The following is an 18,346-nucleotide window of genomic DNA, read 5'->3' on the forward strand; positions in this document are numbered from 1 at the left end:
GGACCCGTCGCCGAACCCGGCCGCCGGCGACCCGGCGGCCCAGACGAACCCCCCGGCCCCGGACGCCGAGGCTGCCACCGGAGCTCCCGCGGTGGACCAGCCGGCCGCGCAGCCGCAGTAGCCGGGAGGGCTCGCGGACGACGGCCCCCTGTCGGGGGTCGGCGGTCGGTGTGCCGCCGCTCGGTGTGTGCCGGCAGGCGCCGGGAGTCGGTGAATACCCCAGGACGGTACTTCTCCGGCGGCGGCGCGGGGCCCGGTAGACTTGCCGTCATGGCTATCTTCTCCGGGCAATAGCGGGCGGCGGCGCCACGAGGGTCGCGCCGACCGCCGATGAAGCCCCCACACGCCAACCCGGCCCCGGGTCCGTCCCACCCGGCCGCCCGCTCACGTCCCAGGAGTAGTTCCCAGCCATGATTTCCACCAACGCCCTCGAACTGCGTGCCGGTGCCCGGATCCTGATCGAGTCCGCGAGCTTCAAGGTCGCCGCCGGCGACCGGATCGGTCTGGTCGGCCGCAACGGCGCCGGCAAGACCACTCTCACCAAGGTGCTGGCCGGCGAGGGCCTGCCGGCCGCCGGTACCGTCACCCGTTCGGGCGAGGTCGGCTACCTGCCGCAGGACCCGCGCACCGGTGACCTGGACGTCCTCGCCAAGGACCGCATCCTGTCCGCCCGCGGCCTCGACACCGTGCTGAAGAAGATGCGCGAGAACGAGGACCGGATGGCCAACGGCCAGGGCGCCACCCGGGACAACGCGATGAAGAAGTACGCCCGGCTGGAGACCGAGTTCCTCACCAAGGGCGGGTACGCCGCCGAGGCCGAGGCCGCCACCATCGCCGCCGCGCTGGGCCTGCCGGACCGCATCCTCGGCCAGCCGCTGCACACTCTCTCCGGCGGTCAGCGCCGCCGTGTCGAGCTGGCCCGGATCCTCTTCTCGGACTCCGACGTGCTGCTGCTCGACGAGCCCACCAACCACCTGGACGCGGACTCGATCGCCTGGCTGCGGGACTTCCTGAAGACCTACAAGGGCGGCTTCATCGTCATCTCGCACGACGTCGACCTGGTCGAGACGGTCGTCAACAAGGTCTTCTACCTGGACGCCAACCGCTCCTGCATCGACGTCTACAACATGGGCTGGAAGCAGTACCAGCAGCAGCGCGAGGACGACGAGAAGCGCCGCAAGCGCGAGCGGGCCAACGCGGAGAAGAAGGCCGCGACCCTCAACGCCCAGGCCGACAAGATGCGTGCCAAGGCGACCAAGACGGTGGCCGCGCAGAACATGGCCCGCCGGGCCGAGAAGCTGCTGTCCGGGCTGGAGCAGGTGCGCCAGAGCGACAAGGTCGCCAAGCTGCGCTTCCCCGAGCCCGCCCCCTGCGGCAAGACCCCGCTGACCGCGAGCGACCTGTCCAAGTCGTACGGCTCGCTGGAGATCTTCGCGGGCGTGGACCTGGCGATCGACCGCGGTTCGCGGGTCGTCGTCCTCGGTCTGAACGGCGCGGGCAAGACCACCCTGCTGCGGATGCTGGCCGGGGTGGAGCAGCCGGACACCGGCGAGGTGATCCCCGGTCACGGTCTGAAGATCGGCTACTACGCCCAGGAGCACGAGACCCTGGACCCGGACCGCAGCGTGCTGGAGAACATGCGCTCGGCCGCGCCGGACACCGACCTGGTGCAGATCCGCAAGATCCTGGGCTCCTTCCTGTTCTCCGGCGACGACGTCGACAAGCCGGCCGGGGTGCTCTCCGGCGGCGAGAAGACCCGTCTGGCGCTCGCCACCCTGGTGGTCTCCTCCGCCAACGTGCTGCTGCTCGACGAGCCCACCAACAACCTCGACCCGGCCAGCCGCGAGGAGATCCTGGGCGCGCTGCGCGAGTTCGCCGGGGCGGTCGTCCTGGTCACCCACGACGAGGGCGCGGTCGACGCGCTCCAGCCGGAGCGGATCATCCTGCTGCCGGACGGTGTGGAGGACCTCTGGAGCCCGGCCTACGCCGATCTGGTCTCCTTGGCCTGACCGGAAGTAGACGCGAGATCCGCTTTTCAGATGAGAATATCTAGTCCTTTCGGCGTGTCCGGGAATGAAGTAGACCCGGATTCCGTTTAAGGACTTTCCGTCGGCCCGCCACTCGATCGTGGTCGGGCCGACGCTGCTGATCAGCAGTTTCGCGGTGAGCGGCGGTATCAACCCAGGGGGCGTGCACTCTGTGTGAGCGCCCTGATGCGCTCGGATCACCACCGGCGGACCGCGCATTTCCGACACCGACCTTGTCGAATGGGTGGCCAGGACGCGGTGGATGGGTGATCATGGGAATCTGACCGAGCAACGCTACGAGGAGGCACGGGTGGCCGAGACTCTGAAAAAGGGCAGCCGGGTGACCGGTGCCGCGCGTGAGAAGCTCGCGGCCGATCTCAAGAAGAAGTACGACTCCGGGGCGAGCATTCGCGCTCTCGCGGAGGAGACCGGTCGTTCGTACGGCTTCGTGCACCGGATGCTGAGCGAGTCCGGAGTGATCCTCCGGGGTCGCGGCGGTGCCACGCGGGGCAAGAACAAGGCAACTGCCGGGGCCGGTTCCTGACGGTTCGTCAGCCATTGGCTGGATGACGCGGCGGCAGGGCGCCGACCGAGGAGACGACGGCTGGCCACCAGCTGGGCGTCCGCCCTCGGGTCGTGTGGACCGGCCGCCGATCGTCATGTCCGGGATGCCGCCCGTTCCTCATTCCTCGCCTCCGTTCGTTTTCCTTTCACTCCTCGATTTCGCCCCTCGGCCTCCCTCTTCGCCGAGCATCGTGGGCCCGTCGATCTTTCCGGGCCGGGGCACTGCCCTCGCGTGTCGAGTTTTGTTACTCTCCGGTAGCCAAGTCTCTCGCCACCGGAGGTCCCCGCATGACCGCTCCCGCCATCGACCCGCAGGCCCCGAGCTGGGAGCGGGACGGCGTCCGTCTGGAGATCGAAGGCGAACTCGCCGTCATCACCCTGTGTCAGCCGAAGCGGCGCAACGCCCAGTCGCCCGCCCTCTGGCGCGCCCTCACCGACGCGGGCCGCGAGCTGCCCGGCAGCGTCCGGGTGGTGCTGCTGCGTGCGGAGGGGCTCTCCTTCTCCGCCGGGCTGGACCGGGCCATGTTCACCCCTGAGGGCATCCCCGGCGAGCCCACCTTCCTCCAGCTCGCCGCCTCCGGCGACCGGGAGCTGGACGAGGCCATCGCCTCGTACCAGGAGGCCTTCACCTGGTGGCGCCGCCCGGACCTGATCTCCGTCGCGGCGGTCCAGGGCCACGCCGTCGGTGCGGGCTTCCAGCTGGCCCTCGGCTGTGACCTGCGAGTGGTCGCCGAGGACGTCCGGTTCGCGATGAAGGAGACCTCGCTGGGCCTCGTCCCGGACCTGGCCGGCACCAAGCCGCTCACCGATCTCGTCGGCTACGCGCGAGCCCTGGAGATCTGTGCGACCGGCCGCTGGGTGGGCGCCGAGGAGGCCGCCGCGATCGGGCTGGCCAACCTGGTGGTGCCGGGCGGGGAGCTGGACGCCGCCGCCCGCGACCTCGCGGCGGCCCTGCTGGCCGCCCCGCGCGGCGCGGTGATCGAGACCAAGGCCCTGCTGCAGGGGGCCGCCGGGCGCTCCTTCGACGAGCAGCGTTCGGCCGAACGGGCGGCGCAGGCCCGCCGGCTGCGGGAGCTCGCCGGGATCGGCGACTGACCGCACGGCAACGAGGCAGGGCCCGACCCCGAGGGATCTCCCCGGGGTCGGGCCCTGCGTCGTGCACGGGGTGGGGCGAGGTGGGCGTCGTCGCTCGGCGGGCGGGGATCGTGGCGAAATGCCAGAGTTAGGGGGGTTTGCGATACAGCTGGAGCCGCACGACGGGAGAAACACCCATGCCTGACACTCCGACGCCCGCGACCATGCACAAGCACACCGGCAGCGGCACTGGCAGCGCCGCGCCCGCCGGTCCGCCGCCGGGTGCCGGCGGTGCCAAGCCGGTGCGGGAGCGCGGCCACACCGCGCTGGCCGTCGGCGTGGTGGAGAAGATCGCCGGGATGGCGGCCCGCGAGGTCGTCGGGATTCACGCGCTCGGCTCCGGGCTCGCCCGTACCTTCGGCGCGATGCGGGACCGGGTGCCCGGCGGCAAGTCCAGCGTCGGGCGGGGCATCAAGGCCGAGGTCGGCGAGAAGCAGACCGCGATCGACATCGCCCTGGTGGTCGAGTACGGCGTGGTCATTCCCGAACTCGCCCACCAGGTGCGGGAGAACATCATCAACGCGGTCGAACGGATGACCGGCCTGGAAGTCGTCGAGGTCAACATCGCGGTCAACGACGTCCACCTCCCGGACGAAGTGGAGTTCGAGGAGGAAGAGGAGCCGGTGCCGGTGTCCGGGCAACGGCCGAAGCTCAAGTAACGGGGCCGGGTGCGGGCGGGCAGCGGCGGGCCGGGGTCGGCCGGGGTCCGGTCCGAGGACCAGTCGAGGCAGCGGGAGACAAGGGAGTAGCGGATGAACCTGGCCATCATCGGCCTGGTGGTTGGCATGGCCCTCGGCTTCGCCGGGTACTTCGGTGGGTTCGCGGCCTTCCTGTTGGTGGCCGCGCTCGGGCTGGTCGGTTTCGTGATCGGGCGCCTGCTGGAGAGTGACATCGATCTCGGCGACCTCGGTGACCTGCTCCGCGGCCGCGACCGGCGCCGTTGATGGCGGGCCCCGCGTCGGTTCCGGCCGTGGCTTCCGGTTCGGGGTCCGTGCCGGGGCGTCGGGGGCGGCTCAGGGTCGCCGACCGGGTGTACGCCCGGATCGCGGATCGGGCCACCCGGGAGGTGCTGTCCGAGGCCTGGCCCGCCGGACGGGCGAAGGGGGCGCCGCCGCATGTCTCGGTGACCGTACCGGGGAGCACGGTGAAGGTCCGGGTGGCACTTGAGCTGCCGTTCCCTTCGGACATCGCGGCGCTGGCCGGGGCGGTGCGGCAGCGGATCAGGGAGCGGGTGGCGGGGCTGACCGGGGTCAGGGTGTCGGAAGTGGTCGTCGTGGTCGAGAAGTTGGTGACGGGGGGTTCCTCGTGAACGCGGAGGTTTCCGGGGCGCAGGTTCCCGGGACCGAAGGCGTGCAGGCGCCGGCGCCGGGGGTTCGGCCGGGGAAGGTGAGGCGGCTGCGGGCGCCTCGTACGGCTGCGGCGGCCTTGGTGGCGACGGGGGTACTGGTGGTGGCGGGGGCGCTGCTGTACGACGTGGTCGCCGTGCGGTTGGGGCAGCCGGCGCGGCAGTGGCGGGCGCAGATCGCGGACGAGCTGGCGACACGGCACCTCGACGACCCGCGGGTGCTGGTGGGGGCCGGAGCGGCGACCCTGCTCGGCGGGTGGCTGCTGTGGCTGGCCGTCGCGCCCGGGCTGCGGCGGTGGCTCGTGCTGCGGCCGTACGGCGGGACGACCGCGGCCATCGACCGGGCCGGGGTCGGGCACCTGCTGGCGGACCGGGCGGCGGGGCTGGACGGGATCGACCACCTGCGGGTCCGGGTCGGGCGGCGGCGGGTCCGGGTGTCGATGGTGGGGGTGGCGGATCCGGCGCTGGTGCAGCGGCAGTTGCGGGACGAGCTGGGACGGGTGGGATTGGGGCGGCCGATGCGGCTGGACGTGCGGGCGGCGCGGGGGGCTGCGGGCGTGGTGGGGGAGGACCCGGGTGGGGGTGCCGGTGTTGGGACGGGGGCCGGGGCTGCCGGCGGTGAGGGGGTGACGGGGTGAGCAGAACGGTCGTCAACCGGGCGATGCTGGGGATGGTGGGGGCGGTCCTGCTGGTGGCCGGGGTGCTGGTGCTGGCAGGCGGGCTCGACCTGTACCGGCGGCTGGGCGTACATCCGCCGCAGTGGTGGCCGCTCACCTCGCCCGACCAGCCGGTGGTGAGCGCGAGTTCGCGGGTGCGGTGGGTGGCGTCGGCGTGGTGGTGGCCCACGGTGATCGGCGGGCTGACCGTGCTGGTCGCGGGGACGGTGTGGTGGCTGGTGGCACAGCTGAGGCGCAGTGGGCTGTCGAGCATCGCGGTGCCGACACCGGGGGTGAGCGGGCTTCGACTGCGGGTCGGTGCGCAGGCGCTGGAGGAGGCGCTGGAGAACCGGACGGCGGTGCTGCCGGAGGTCGAGCGGGCCAGGGTGCGGCTGGTGCGGGCGCCGAGACATCCGCGGTTGCGCGGGGCGGTGCGGTTGCGGCCGGGCGGGGACCCGGCCGCGCTGGTGGAGCACTTCGAGGACGGGCCTCGTTCGGATGCGTGCGGGAGCCTGCGGCTGGCGCAGTTGCCGGCCGATCTGCGGATCCGGGTTCTGCAGGGCGCCCCCGCCGAGCCGCGGCATGGGCGGGGTCGGCGGGGGCGCAGGCGGAGGCTGCCGAGGGTGGAATAGCCGGGACCGGCCGGTCAGGGCCGAGTGACCGAGAGCGGAGCGGGAGTGGGGGCAGGAGCCGAGAGGGGCGGGGCGGGGGTCAGAGGGTGCGGAGCGCGCCGCCGTCGACGGGGACCATGACGCCGGTCAGGTAGGAGGCGGCGGGGGAGAGCAGGAAGGCGGCGACCTTGCCGAACTCCTCGGGGGTGCCGTAGCGGCGGAGCGGGATGGTGGCGTTGGCCTGGGCGCGGGCGGCGTCGGGGTCGGGGGCGAGGCCGTCGAGCTCGCGGACCCGGTCGGTGTCGATCCTGCCCGGGAGCAGGCCGAGCACGCGGATGCCGCGGGGGCCGAGCTCGTCGGCGAGGGACTTGGCGGCCATGGCGAGACCCGGGCGCAGACCGTTGGAGATGCCCAGGCCGGGGATCGGCTGGCGGACCGAGCTGGAGAGCACGAAGGCGATCACACCACCGTCGGGGAGCGCGGCGGCGGTGGCGCGAGCGAGCCGGAGGGCACCGAGGAAGACGGACTCGAAGGCGTCGCGCCAGGCGTCCTCGGGGGTGGTCTCGACGGGGCCGGCCTGCGGGCCGCCGACGCTGATCAGGATGCCGTCGAGACGGCCGAAGTGCTGTCGGGCCTCGGCGATGAGGCGCTCGGGGGTGTCGGGGGAGGCGTTGTCGGCGACGAGGCCCCGGGCGGTGCCGAAGGTCTCGAGTTCGGCGACGGCGGTGTCGACGGCTTGCTGGGTGCGGCCGCTGATGAGCACGCGGGCGCCGTCGGCGGCGAGTTCGCGGGCGCCGGCGAGGCCGAGGCCCCGGGTGGCGCCGGTGACGATGTAGGCCTTGTCTTTCAGTCCGAGATCCATGGGGACATAGTGCCCGGTGGGGGTCGGGGTTTGCGGGCCGGGGCTCCCGGGAGGGTGGGGGAGTGGGTGGGTTTCCGCGCGGGCGCGCGCGGGCTTGGCCCTGCACGCCCGCCGGGGTGGGGCGGGTCGGGGCTGGCGTTGACGCCGGGGGGAAGGTTTACGGTCGTTGCCGGAAGTGCGGGAGGAGTGGTTCGGCGTGCGGATCGGGGAGTTGGCGGAGCGGGCGGGGACGACCACGCGGGCGTTGCGGTACTACGAGCAGTTGGGGTTGTTGCCGGCCCGGCGGGCGGGCAACGGGTACCGGGCGTACGACGAGGCGGATCTGCGGTTGCTGCGGGAGATCCGGATGTTGCAGGACTTCGGGTTCGGGCTGGAGGAGACCAGGCCGTTCGTGGAGTGTCTGCGGGCGGGGCACCCGGAGGGGGACTCGTGCCCGGCCTCTCTGGAGGTGTACCGCCGGAAGTTGGGGGAGCTGGACGAGTGCATCGCCCGGCTCCAGGACGTGCGGGCGCAGGTGGCGGGGCAGTTCGATCGGGCGGTGAGGGCCAGGGACGAGTTGGCCGCCGTTCAGGAACCGCCCCTTTGTGAACTGGTGAAGGAGTAGACGGTGGTGGAGATCACGGGTGTGCCGGCGGTGACGGACGAGACGTTCGCCGCGGAGGTGCTGGCGGCCGGGGGACCGGTGCTGGTGGACTTCACGGCGGACTGGTGCCCGCCGTGCCGGATGATGGCGCCGGTGCTGGCGGACATCGCGCGGGAGGAGGCGCATCGGCTGCGGGTGGTGAGCGTGGACGTGGACCACAACCCGCGGACGCAGTCGGCGTACGGGGTGCTGTCGATGCCGACGCTGATGGTGTTCCGGGACGGGCGGCCGGTGCGGTCGGTGGTGGGGGCGCGGGCGAAGGCGCGGTTGCTGAGGGAGTTGGACGACGTTCTCTAGGCGGGGACGGCGTCGAGCGGGACCTCGGCTTCGGCGGCCTGCTTGGCGCGGTCCTTGGCCTCGCGTCGGGCGAGGACCCAGACACCGACCGGGATCATGGCGGTGAACAGCCACCACTGGATGGCGTAGGCCATGTGCGGGCCGATGTCGGAGTGGTTGGGCTCGGGGATCAGCTCGGGCTGGTCGGCCGGGGCCGGGGTGGTGCCGGTGAGTTCGAGGTAGCCGCCGAGGAGGGGGGCGCCGGTTCGCTTGGCCTGCTCGTCGGTGTTGATCAGGTTGAACTGGCGGTCGGGCAGGCCCGTGCGGTCCTTGATGCCGCTGGCGCCGTAGGTCTCCTCGGCGCGCAGGCGGCCGGCGAGGGAGACCTCGCCGGTGGGGGCGGCCGGGACGGGCGGGTACTCGGTGGCTCCGGTGCCGGAGGCGACCCAGCCGCGGTTGACCAGGACGGTGCCCTTGCCGTCGGCGAGCTGGAAGGGGGTCACGACGAAGTAGCCGATGGTCCCGTTGGAGTCGGTCCGCTTGCGGACCACGAACTCGTGTGCCGGGTCGTACTGTCCGGTGGCGGTCACCGCGCGCCAGGTGAGGTCCTTGGGGACCGCGAAGCCGGGGGTCGGCGACAGGGTGTCGAAGGGGACCGGCGCGGCCGTGAGGGCCTGGCCGATCAGCTCGTTCCGGGCCACCCGTGCCTCGTGGCGGTGCAGCTGCCAGAAGCCCAACTTGATCGTCGCGGGGATCAGCAGCAGCGCGACCAGCATGGTGATCAGCCACTGTCGGGTCAGCAGAAAACGGTACACATGGGAACGGTACGCCGACCTCACAACCGGCTCACGCACCGGGGTGCGGGGCGACTTCGCGCAGCAACTGGAGGAAGGCGTCCTCGCCGACCACTGGGGTGCCGACGTCGCGGGCCTTGCGGGCCTTGCCGCTCCAGCTGTCCGGCTCGTTGGTGACCAGCAGGCTGGTGAGGCGGCTCACCGAGGTGGCGATGTGCAGGCCGGCCTCGACCGCGCGGTCCTCCAGGACCTCGCGGTCGGTGGCGGTGTCGCCGGTGATGGCCACCCGCATGCCCTGGACCAGCGGCTTGCCGTCCTCCCAGCGCCCCGGGTTGGGGTGCGGGCAGGGCGGGCGCTTCTTGGCCTGGCGGTACGTGGCACCGGACCAGGTGCTGCGGCCGGGTGTGGCGGGCTCCTCCTCGCCGAGGTCGGTGACCGCGACGCAGTTCTGGAGCGGTAGTGGCACGCCGCCGTCGCGGGCGAGGTGCAGGCTCGGGCGGAAGGCCTCGGCGAGCACCCGGGCGTCGTCAAGGGCGTTGTGGGCGTGGCGCTGCTGGACACCGAAATGGGCGGCGAGCGAGGACAGCTTGCCGTTGGGCAGCGGCAGGCGCAGGTCGCGGGAGAGGACCATGGTGCACAGCCGCTGTTCGACCGGGGCGCGCAGGCCGGCCCGGGAGAACTCGCGGGAGATCATGTTCCAGTCGAAGAGTGCGTTGTGCGCGACCAGGACGCGGTTCTCCAGGCGCGTGGCGAACTCGTCGGCGATCTGCGGGAAGGTCGGGGCGGTCGCGAGCAGTTCGGCGGTGAGGCCGTGGATCCAGACCGGGCCCGGGTCCCGCTCGGGGTTGACCAGGGTGTACCAGTGGTCGACGACGTCGCCGTCCGCGTCCAGCTGGTAGACACCCGCCGAGATGACGCGGTCCGAGCGGCCGAGACCGGTCGTCTCGACGTCGACGACCGCGAAGCCCCCGGTGGGGGCGGCGGAGCGCTGCGCGGGGACCGGTGCGGTCCGCGGCGCTCCGTACGTCTCGGGCTGGATCGGTTGCATGGTCCAACAGGATAAGGGGCCGGGCGGGGGGCTCCGGCCGGAATGTTCCGACCGGCCGGCCGGAATAGAGTGGTCGGCGGGGGTGTCGTACACCTGGTCGAGATCGTTCAGCTAAGGAACAGCGCATGCGTGCCACCGTGATTCACGGCCCCAACGACATCCGGATCGAAGAAGTACCGGACCCGGTGATCCAGCACCCGACGGACGTGGTGCTCCGCGTGGTGAACGCCTGCATCTGCGGCAGCGACCTGTGGGCCTACCGCGGGGTGGCGCAGCGGGTGGCCGGACAGCGGATCGGGCACGAGTTCCTGGGCGTGGTCGAGGAGGTCGGCGCCGAGGTGCGCGGCTTCGCCAAGGGCGACCTGGTGGTCGCGCCGTTCGTCTGGTCGGACGGGACGTGTGACTTCTGTCTCGAAGGCTTCCAGACGTCCTGCCCGCACGGCGGGTTCTGGGGGCAGGTCGGGTCGGACGGCGGCCAGGGCGAGGCGGTGCGGGTGCCGTTCGCGGACGGGACGCTGGTGAAGCTGCCGAAGGAGGCGGCGGGCGACGAGAAGCTGCTGCCCGGGCTGCTGGCGCTGTCCGACGTGATGTCGACCGGGCATCACGCGGCGGTCTCGGCGCGGGTGCGGCCCGGTGCGACGGTCGCGGTGGTCGGCGACGGCGCGGTGGGCCTGTGCGGCGTACTGGCGGCGCACCGGCTGGGCGCGGGCCGGATCATCGCGCTGGGTCGGCACGAGGCCCGCACCCGGCTGGCCCGTCGCTTCGGTGCGACGGACGTGGTGGCGGAGCGCGGCGAGGCCGCGGTCGAGGCGGTGAAGGAGCTGACCGGCGGTCAGGGCGCGCACGCGGTGCTGGAGGCGGTCGGCACCGAGGAGTCGATGCGGACGGCCATCTCGATCACCCGGGACGGTGGCGCGGTGGGCTACGTCGGGGTGCCGCACGGCGGCAGCGCGGGCGTCGACATCGGTCAGATGTTCGGCCGAAACGTCTCGTTGAACGGCGGCGTCGCCCCGGCCCGGGCGTACATCCCCGAACTGCTGCCGGACGTGCTCTCGGGCGCCATCGAGCCGGGTCTGGTCTTCGACCGCACCGTCGACCTGGACGGCGTTCCGGACGGCTACCGCGCGATGGACGACCGCTCCGCCCTGAAGGTGCGGATCGCGTTCTGAGGCGTCGGCCTCCCGGCACCGGCCCGTGCCGCCCCGTGTGGGCGCGGCACGGGCCGGTGCCGTTCTCCGGAGAGGGATCAGAGGGAGGCGGAGTCCGGAGCGATGACGGAGACCAGATGGATGTTCTGGTACTTGTCGACGTAGGCCAGACCGCCGCCGAAGCGGTCGGCGCTCCACTCGTAGTCGAAGGCTTGGTCGGCGGGGAGATGAGCGTTGAGGGGCTTGGTCACCGGGACGCCCGTGTGGAAGTCGACCACGGTGCTCATGCCCTCGTCACTGGGGGTGTACACGAGGAAGCCCCTGCCCATGCCCTGGGCGCGCGCCGGAACCTCGATGGGCAGGCTCGTGCCGTCGGGGCGCAGCAACCCGGCCGATCCGGTGGCACCGTCGAACCAGCAGTTCCAGTAGAGCCACCCGCCGGCGGACTTCAGCTGGGTGATCTTGCAGTCCCTGCCGGTCTGCAGCGTCCGGGACTGCTGGGTGGCCAGGTCCAGGACGACGACCTCTCCGGTCTTCGCGCCGGCGGTGATGAGCCGTCCGTCGTCGATCGTGCCGACGTTGCCGGAAGCCGTCGCCACGGTCGTGCCCGGGGTGGAGCCGTCGAGGTCCACCACGGCCAGCGTGCTCTGCGGCCAGTACGACGTGTCCAGCAGGACGTACCGGCCGGAGGCTCCGACGACCTCCCTGGGGCGAACGGCCCGGTCGAGGGCGATCTCCTGGTACTTGTCGCCCCGGCGTACGGACAAGCTGTTGATGCTGCTGTTGAGGTGGACGACCCGGCCGTCGCCGGTCCCGGCCATGTCCGTGCAGATGGCAGGGCCGCCACCGCAGGAGACGTGGGGTCTCAGGTAGCCGTCTCGGCCCAGGGGCGTCCGGGCCGAGACGGTCGGCGTGTCGCCGAGCGTGCCCTGACGGCCGTAGAAGCCTTCGCCGAGGTAGTTGCCGCCCTCGGCGCTGATCAGGGTGTTGGCGGACAGATCGAGGCTGTCCAGGTGGTACGCCTCCGGGGCCACCCGGTACTCGGTCGCCACGGCGGTGGGCGCTGTGCCACCCGTGGCCGTGACCTTGCGGACCGTCCAGTCGGCGGCGGTGTCGCCGCCCTCCACGAGCGCGGTGCCGTCGGGAGCCTGGGCGATGGTCTCGGAGGCGTGGGACAGCACCACGACGGGATCGCCGCCCCCGACCGGGGTGGCCACCAGCTCCCGCTGGACCGGGATGTCCGAGTCCCGCTGGTCGTAGCCGCTGCGGTTGACGGTCAGCACCCAGTCGCCGGACAGACCGAGCGCGCGGGGCTGGTCGTAGTAGTCGACCGGGACCGTCCGGTCGGGCGCGTTCAGGTCGGCCCGGGACAGGACGTGGATCTTGCAGTCGCCGCCGAGCCAGGCGAGCTGCGTGGTGTCCACGGCCATGAGCGGGTTGTCACATCCCCCGGTGGTCCGGGGCGAGGGGAGGAGCGGTGAGACCCGGAGCGCCCCGGTGTGGGTGTCGGCCAGGGCGATCCGGTAGCCGTCGTTGAAGTACAGCCCGAACGCCGCTTCGCGCGCGTCCCCGCCCAGAGGCTGGGTGGAGCCCGGCGTCAGGCCGGCGTTCGCCCAGCTGGTGACGGACACGACGGTGGTGCCGCCGTTGCCGTCGGGACGCAGGAAGCGCAGCGGCCCGGGGTACGTCGCGGACCCTTCGGTGAGCACGGCGTCACCGTAGACACCCCGGATCCATGCGGACTCCGGGCCGTCCACCGTGGCAGCCGCCCCGGTTGACATGTCCTGGAGCTTCCACGTCCTGCCGGTTTGACGCGGATCTGCGTCGACGGTGAAGTCCGAACCCGCGCCGTGCAGACCGGGATCGGGCCTGGTTTCGTCGTAGTGGCCGACCACCGTGGTGGCCCCGGTGTCGTACGCGGTCCAGGCGAAGGTGTCGTCCTGAGTGGTATGGAAGAACCCCTTGGCCCCGGCGGCGAGCAGCGTCTCGGTCCGGGGCTGGGGCAGGGGCTCGCCCGGGACCACGACCTCCGGCAGGGCAGCCGGGGTAGCGGTAGCGTCGGCCGGGGCGGCGGAGGCGCTGGGGAGCGGGCTGGTGAGGGCGAGCGCGGAGGCCAGGAATGGCAGCGCGAGGAGTCGGGTGGTCGCGGATCTGCGGGTCATGGCGTGTGGAGTTCCCCCCTGGCGGTGGTGTGCCCATCTCATCGATCATGGCCGTGAATTGACGAATAGCCAGAGTTGCGAAGAGGCTGCGTCAACGATGGGACTTTATGAAGATCAGATGAGTGGCTGGAGGCTACCATCGCGAACCGTTGGAGCCGACGGGATTTGATCGCATGCGGCACATTCGTCGAAATGAGCTGCTTTTCGGCCAATCAGATGGTGCGAAGGGGTGAACGGTCGACTGACCGCGGTCAACCCCTTCCGGGGCGGGCAGGACGCTTCTAGCATTGCGCGGCGCGCACCAGACATGTGGCGCCCCTCACGTTCGATCATTCCCGCCCCCGTGTGACAAATACGCCGAAGGAGTGAGGAGACAGCGTGGATTCGCCGCCGCTCACCACCGCCGCCACGGAAGCCCGACTCGTCGACGACAGCGAGGAGTTCCGTACCCTGCGGCGCTCGTTCCGCAGCTTCGCCTTCCCGGTCACCATCGGTTTCGTGCTCTGGTACCTGCTCTACGTCCTGCTCTCCTGCTATGCCCCGGGGCTGATGCGCACCAAGGTCCTCGGGCACGTCAACGTGGCCCTGGTGCTCGGGCTGCTGCAGTTCGCGACCACCTTCGCCATCGCCGCCTGGTACGCCCGCTACGCGGACCGGCGGATCGATCCGTCCGCCGCGGCGATCCGCGAGGCGCACGGCGCCGTCGTCCACGCCCCCCGGGAGTCTGCCGAATGATCCCGCTCGCCAGCTCCGCCACCGAGCACCGCGGCCTGACCATGGCCCTGTTCGGCGTCTTCGTCCTGGCCACTCTCGGCATCACCGTGTGGGCCGGACGGCAGACCAGGAGCGCCTCCGACTTCTACGCCGGCGGCCGCGGCTTCACCGGCTTCCAGAACGGTCTGGCCATCTCCGGCGACTACATGTCCGCCGCCTCCTTCCTCGGCATCGCCGGGACCATCGCGCTCAGCGGCTACGACGGCTTCCTCTACTCGATCGGCTTCCTGGTCGCCTGGCTGGTCGCGCTGCTGCTGATCGCCGAACCACTGCGCAACTCCGGCCGGTTCACCATGGCCGACGTGCTCGCCTTCCGGATGCGCCAGCGCCCGGTGCGCACCGCGGCGGGCGTCTCCACCATCGTGGTTTCGATCTTCTACCTGCTCGCCCAGATGGTCGGCGCCGGCACCCTGGTGGCGCTGTTGCTGGGGGCCGAGGGAAACGCCGCCAAGCGCTGGACCATCGTCGGGGTCGGCGCACTGATGATCATCTATGTGGTGATAGGAGGGATGAAGGGCACCACCTGGGTGCAGATCGTCAAGGCGGTGCTGCTGATTGCCGGCGCCGCGCTGATGACCGTCCTGGTGCTGGCCAAGTACCACTTCAACCCCTCCGAACTGCTCGGCGCGGCGGCGAGCGCGAGCGGCAAGGGCGAGGCCTTCCTCCAGCCAGGGCAGAAGTACGGCAGCAGCACCGCCAAGCTCGACTTCATCAGCCTGGGCATTGCGCTGGTGCTCGGCACCGCCGGCCTGCCGCACATCCTGGTCCGCTTCTACACCGTTCCCACCGCCAAGGCGGCCCGGAAATCGGTGCTCTGGGCGATCGGAATCATCGGCGTCTTCTACCTGATGACCCTGGCGCTCGGCTTCGGCGCGGCCGCACTGGTCGGCTCCAAGGCGATCAAGACGGCGAACGCGGCGGGCAACACCGCGGCCCCGCAACTGGCCGAGGCGCTCGGCGGAGGCGCCGGGACCACCGGTGGCGCGATCCTGCTCGCGGTGATCTCGGCGGTCGCCTTCGCCACCATCCTGGCCGTGGTCGCCGGGCTCACGCTCGCCTCCTCGGCCTCCTTCGCGCACGACCTCTATGCCAACGTGATTCGGCGCGGGAAGGCGAGCGAGAAGGAGGAGGTGCTGTCGGCGAAGTGGGCCGCGGTCGCGATCGGGGCGGTGGCGATCGTGCTCAGCCTCTTCGCGGACAAGCTCAACACCGCCGCCCTGGTCGCCCTGGCCTTCGCGGTCGCCGCCTCCGCCAACCTGCCCACCCTGCTCTACTCGCTGTTCTGGAAGCGCTTCACCACCGTCGGCGCGGTCAGTTCGGTCTACGCCGGTCTGATCACCTCGGTGGCGCTGGTGGTCTTCTCCCCGGTGGTCTCCGGCGCGAAGACCTCGCTCTTCCCGCACTCCGACTTCCACTGGTTCCCGCTGGAGAACCCCGGCCTGGTCTCCATCCCGGTCGGCTTCCTGGCCGGCTGGCTCGGCACGCTGCTGTCCAGGGAACGCGCCGACCCGGCGAAGTACGCTGAACTGGAGGTTCGCTCGCTGACCGGGCTGGGCGCCCATTGATCGTCCCGCGATGACTATGCTGGCCCGGCCCGCCGTGACGGTGGCCGGGCCGGCCGCATCTCGGGGAAGGACGTACGTGCTGCTCGACACCTTCGGACGACAGGCCGTCGACCTGCGGGTCTCCCTCACGGACCGGTGCAACCTGCGCTGCACCTACTGCATGCCGGAGGAGGGCCTGCAGTGGCTGGCCAAGCCGGACCTGCTGACCGACGAGGAGATCGTCCGGCTGGTCACCATCGCCGTGCGCGACCTGGGCGTGCGCGAGGTCCGCTTCACGGGCGGCGAGCCGCTGCTGCGCCCCGGATTGGTCGCCGTCGTCGCCGCCTGTTCGGAGCTGGAGCCGCGCCCGGAGCTCTCGCTGACCACCAACGGCATCGGGCTGGCCCGTACCGCGACGGCACTGCGCGAGGCCGGCCTCGACCGGGTCAACGTCTCGCTGGACACTCTCGACCCCGAGGTGTTCCGCACCCTCACCCGCCGCAACCGCCACCAGGACGTGCTGGACGGGCTGGCCGCCGCCGAGGCCGCCGGGCTGGCGCCGGTGAAGCTGAACGCGGTGCTGATGCGCGGGGTCAACGACCACGAGGCGGCCGACCTGCTGGCCTGGTGCCTGGAGAAGGGCTACGAGCTGCGCTTCATCGAGCAGATGCCGCTGGACGCCCAGCACGGCTGGGACCGCGCGTCGATGGTCACCGCGACGGAGATCCTGGACCTGCTCCAGGCCCGCTTCGCGCTGACCCCCGAGCCGTCCGCGCGTAGGGGCGCGGCACCCGCCGAACGCTGGCTGGTGGACGGCGGCCCCGGTCGGGTGGGGGTGATCGCCTCGGTCACCCGCCCGTTCTGCCGGGCCTGCGACCGCACCCGGCTGACCGCCGACGGCCAGGTGCGCAACTGCCTGTTCGCGACCGGCGAGACGGACCTGCGCACCGCGCTGCGCTCGGGTGCGGACGACGCCGAACTGGCCGGGCTGTGGCGGGCGGCGATGTGGGGCAAGAAGGCCGGGGCCGGGATCGACAACCCGGAGTTCCTCCAGCCCGAGCGGCCGATGTCCGCGATCGGAGGCTAGGCCGTTCTCTCCGAGGCCGATCGGCGGCTAGGACGGCTTGCCGGAGCCCTCGGCGGCCTCGGGGGTCCAGTCGGTGAAGGCGATGATCTCCTTGAGGAAGCCGCGGACCCCGAGGAACTGGGACAGGTGCTCGCGGTGCTCGTCACAGGCGAGCCAGGTCTTGCGGCGGTCCGGAGTGTGCAACTTGGGGTTGTTCCATACCAGCACCCAGCCGGCGTCCGCCCGGCAGCCCTTGGCGGAGCAGATCGGCGTCTGCGAGGTGTCCATCGGGCCGTCCTCAACGATTGGCGGGTACGTCTGCACCGCCAGTCTGTCACGCCCGCTCGGACCGTCCGGATCCGGGCATGACGACGCCGGGCAGCCACGGGGGGAGCCGCCCGGCGTCGGTCCGTCGCTCCGACGGGGGATGCGGAGCGCGTACGCAGTATGTCACGCCGAGACCCTCGGATGGGGAGGTCTTGCATGATTAATCTGAGCTTCTTTTGAGCTTTCGCTGAGCCGAACGAGGGCGAAACAGTATCAAACGGACGGTCAGTCCACGTCCTGTGAAGGATCGGTGGGAACGGCCTTTGCCTCTCCTGCGCCGGCTTTCGCACCAGCCCCACCCGTCCCACCGGGGCCGATCATCACCGGGGTGTCGAGCGGAATGTCGAAGGTGCTCGGCAGACCCGGGGCCCGTTCCCGGCCCGCGTTGGCGATCAGCACCGCGAAGTAGGGCAGCAGCACAGCGCCCGCCAGCGCGGCCAGCGCCAGCACCCGCTGGACGTCCCACAGCACCACGGCGAGCAGCACGCAGGCCGTGCGGACCAGCATCGAGATGACGTAGCGGCGCTGGCGCCCCCGGACATCCTCGGTGAGGCTGCTGCGCGCTCCCGTGATCCGGAAGACCTGCCCGCCGCCGGCGCTCTTGCCCATGTGTCCTACCGCCCTCGTCACGCACCCGCGCGCCTGGCCGCGCGGAATCCTCACGGTACGCCCGGACCCGGGCGGCGACGAGACCGGGTGGACCGGAGCCACCCGGCCGGGTACGCGAAGGGCCTGACCGGCGGAGCGGACAGGCCCTTCGGCAGCGGGCACCGGCGCGGTGGTGCGGCCCGGCGGGCTACGAGCGCCGGGAGAGGTACTGCGGGGGCACGGCGTCGGTGAGCCAGACGCCGTTCTCACTGAGCCGGAACTCGTGGCCGGCCGCCGTCATCGCCGTGGCGTTCACGGTCAGCACCACCGGACGGCCGTGCCGGGCGCCGACCCTGGTCGCCGTCTCGGTGTCCGCCGAGAGGTGGACGTCCTGGCGGGCCATCGGGCGCAGGCCCTCGCGGAAGATCGCCGCCAGGTGCCGGTCGGCGGTGCCGTGGTAGAGCACGGGCGGCGGCACGGCGGCGGCCAGACCGAGGTCGACCGCCACCGTGTGGCCCTGGTTGGCGCGGATCGAGAGACCGTCCGGTGAGTAGCCGAAGCGGCGCTTGTTGTTGGTCGCCACGACGTGGTCCAGCTCGGCCCGGGTGAGTGGCCGGCCCCGGGCGGCGAGCGCGGCGAGCAGCTCGTCGACCCGGACCCAGCCGGCCCCGTCCAGCGTGACCCCCACCAGCCCGGGCTCGTGCCGCAGGATGCGTGACAGCATCTTGCTCGACCTGACCAGGCGCTTCTCGTCCATCATGTCTCTCGTATCCCCCG

The 18,346-nt window shown here is 71.8% G+C and carries 21 protein-coding genes; 14 read left to right on the plus strand and 7 right to left on the minus strand.

Going from position 1 to position 18,346, the window contains the following annotated elements:
- The first annotated feature begins 410 nt into the window (after positions 1-410).
- From abc-f to KS423_RS03475, 8 genes are all read left to right on the plus strand, one after another.
- Positions 411-2,009: a ribosomal protection-like ABC-F family protein gene (gene abc-f, locus KS423_RS03440; protein WP_224274657.1), complete on the plus strand. Its 1,599-nt coding sequence runs from the start codon at positions 411-413 to the stop codon at positions 2,007-2,009.
- 328 nt (positions 2,010-2,337) lie between these two features.
- The gene (locus tag KS423_RS03445) at positions 2,338-2,571 is read left to right on the plus strand and encodes a helix-turn-helix domain-containing protein (protein ID WP_030059940.1); all 234 of its coding nucleotides are present in this window, start codon (positions 2,338-2,340) and stop codon (positions 2,569-2,571) included.
- 308 nt (positions 2,572-2,879) lie between these two features.
- Positions 2,880-3,686 carry an enoyl-CoA hydratase/isomerase family protein gene (locus KS423_RS03450; protein WP_224274658.1) on the plus strand — a complete coding sequence of 269 codons (807 nt, stop codon included), beginning with the start codon at positions 2,880-2,882 and terminating at the stop codon, positions 3,684-3,686.
- Between the two features lie 176 nt (positions 3,687-3,862).
- Positions 3,863-4,384: an Asp23/Gls24 family envelope stress response protein gene (locus KS423_RS03455; protein ID WP_224274660.1), complete on the plus strand. Its 522-nt coding sequence runs from the start codon at positions 3,863-3,865 to the stop codon at positions 4,382-4,384.
- A gap of 93 nt (positions 4,385-4,477) precedes the next feature.
- The gene (locus tag KS423_RS03460; RefSeq protein WP_224274662.1) at positions 4,478-4,669 is read left to right on the plus strand and encodes a hypothetical protein; all 192 of its coding nucleotides are present in this window, start codon (positions 4,478-4,480) and stop codon (positions 4,667-4,669) included.
- Between the two features lie 47 nt (positions 4,670-4,716).
- Positions 4,717-5,034 (plus strand): hypothetical protein, encoded by a 318-nt coding sequence (locus KS423_RS03465; protein ID WP_224274664.1) that lies wholly within the window; start codon positions 4,717-4,719, stop codon positions 5,032-5,034.
- A 119-nt stretch (positions 5,035-5,153) separates the two neighbouring features.
- Complete coding sequence (locus KS423_RS03470) at positions 5,154-5,708, plus strand: DUF6286 domain-containing protein (protein ID WP_224274666.1); 555 nt, start codon at positions 5,154-5,156, stop codon at positions 5,706-5,708.
- A complete protein-coding gene (locus KS423_RS03475) occupies positions 5,705-6,358 on the plus strand; it encodes an alkaline shock response membrane anchor protein AmaP (protein ID WP_224274667.1) in 654 nt (217 codons plus the stop codon). Before KS423_RS03470 ends, KS423_RS03475 begins: the two co-directional genes overlap by 4 nt.
- A gap of 79 nt (positions 6,359-6,437) precedes the next feature.
- Here the strand turns inward: KS423_RS03475 and KS423_RS03480 are convergent, their stop codons facing one another.
- A complete protein-coding gene (locus tag KS423_RS03480) occupies positions 6,438-7,199 on the minus strand; it encodes an SDR family oxidoreductase (RefSeq protein WP_224274669.1) in 762 nt (253 codons plus the stop codon).
- 196 nt (positions 7,200-7,395) lie between these two features.
- Here KS423_RS03480 and KS423_RS03485 point away from each other — a divergent pair, with 196 nt between their 5' ends.
- Positions 7,396-7,803 (plus strand): MerR family transcriptional regulator, encoded by a 408-nt coding sequence (locus KS423_RS03485; protein ID WP_224274731.1) that lies wholly within the window; start codon positions 7,396-7,398, stop codon positions 7,801-7,803.
- Positions 7,804-7,806: 3 nt separating this feature from the next.
- A complete protein-coding gene (gene trxA, locus KS423_RS03490; RefSeq protein ID WP_308020129.1) occupies positions 7,807-8,139 on the plus strand; it encodes a thioredoxin in 333 nt (110 codons plus the stop codon).
- Here trxA and KS423_RS03495 read toward each other — a convergent pair.
- Both KS423_RS03495 and KS423_RS03500 read right to left on the minus strand, forming a co-directional pair.
- Positions 8,136-8,933: an SURF1 family protein gene (locus KS423_RS03495; protein WP_224274677.1), complete on the minus strand. Its 798-nt coding sequence runs from the start codon at positions 8,931-8,933 to the stop codon at positions 8,136-8,138. The two genes, trxA and KS423_RS03495, sit on opposite strands and share 4 nt — an antisense overlap.
- 31 nt (positions 8,934-8,964) lie before the next feature.
- Positions 8,965-9,960, minus strand: a complete 996-nt coding sequence (locus KS423_RS03500; RefSeq protein WP_224274679.1) for a DEDDh family exonuclease — start codon at positions 9,958-9,960, stop codon at positions 8,965-8,967.
- Positions 9,961-10,085: 125 nt separating this feature from the next.
- Between KS423_RS03500 and KS423_RS03505 the strand changes: the two genes are divergently transcribed.
- Complete coding sequence (locus KS423_RS03505) at positions 10,086-11,129, plus strand: zinc-dependent alcohol dehydrogenase family protein (protein WP_224274681.1); 1,044 nt, start codon at positions 10,086-10,088, stop codon at positions 11,127-11,129.
- A 77-nt stretch (positions 11,130-11,206) separates the two neighbouring features.
- Here KS423_RS03505 and KS423_RS03510 read toward each other — a convergent pair whose 3' ends face one another.
- Positions 11,207-13,270, minus strand: coding sequence for a hypothetical protein (locus KS423_RS03510; protein ID WP_224274683.1), 2,064 nt, complete (start codon positions 13,268-13,270; stop codon positions 11,207-11,209).
- Between the two features lie 378 nt (positions 13,271-13,648).
- On the opposite strand from KS423_RS03510, the gene KS423_RS03515 reads away from it, so the two are divergent.
- From KS423_RS03515 to moaA, 3 genes are all read left to right on the plus strand, one after another.
- A complete protein-coding gene (locus KS423_RS03515; RefSeq protein ID WP_224274684.1) occupies positions 13,649-14,005 on the plus strand; it encodes a DUF485 domain-containing protein in 357 nt (118 codons plus the stop codon).
- Positions 14,002-15,609, plus strand: a complete 1,608-nt coding sequence (locus tag KS423_RS03520; protein ID WP_224274686.1) for a cation acetate symporter — start codon at positions 14,002-14,004, stop codon at positions 15,607-15,609. The genes KS423_RS03515 and KS423_RS03520 overlap by 4 nt, the downstream gene beginning before the upstream one ends.
- Positions 15,610-15,685: 76 nt before the next feature.
- Positions 15,686-16,675 (plus strand): GTP 3',8-cyclase MoaA, encoded by a 990-nt coding sequence (moaA, locus tag KS423_RS03525; protein ID WP_224274735.1) that lies wholly within the window; start codon positions 15,686-15,688, stop codon positions 16,673-16,675.
- 27 nt (positions 16,676-16,702) lie between these two features.
- On the opposite strand, the gene KS423_RS03530 is transcribed toward moaA, so the two are convergent.
- From KS423_RS03530 to KS423_RS03540, 3 genes are all read right to left on the minus strand, one after another.
- Positions 16,703-16,942, minus strand: a complete 240-nt coding sequence (locus KS423_RS03530) for a hypothetical protein (protein WP_224274688.1) — start codon at positions 16,940-16,942, stop codon at positions 16,703-16,705.
- Positions 16,943-17,206: 264 nt separating this feature from the next.
- A complete protein-coding gene (locus KS423_RS03535; RefSeq protein ID WP_224274690.1) occupies positions 17,207-17,590 on the minus strand; it encodes a DUF3099 domain-containing protein in 384 nt (127 codons plus the stop codon).
- 187 nt (positions 17,591-17,777) lie between these two features.
- Complete coding sequence (locus KS423_RS03540; protein WP_224274737.1) at positions 17,778-18,326, minus strand: RNA 2'-phosphotransferase; 549 nt, start codon at positions 18,324-18,326, stop codon at positions 17,778-17,780.
- Positions 18,327-18,346 lie beyond the last annotated feature (20 nt).

Origin of the sequence: Streptomyces sp. LS1784, assembly GCF_020103755.1 — a bacterium.
In the GTDB taxonomy this organism is placed as follows: domain Bacteria; phylum Actinomycetota; class Actinomycetes; order Streptomycetales; family Streptomycetaceae; genus Kitasatospora.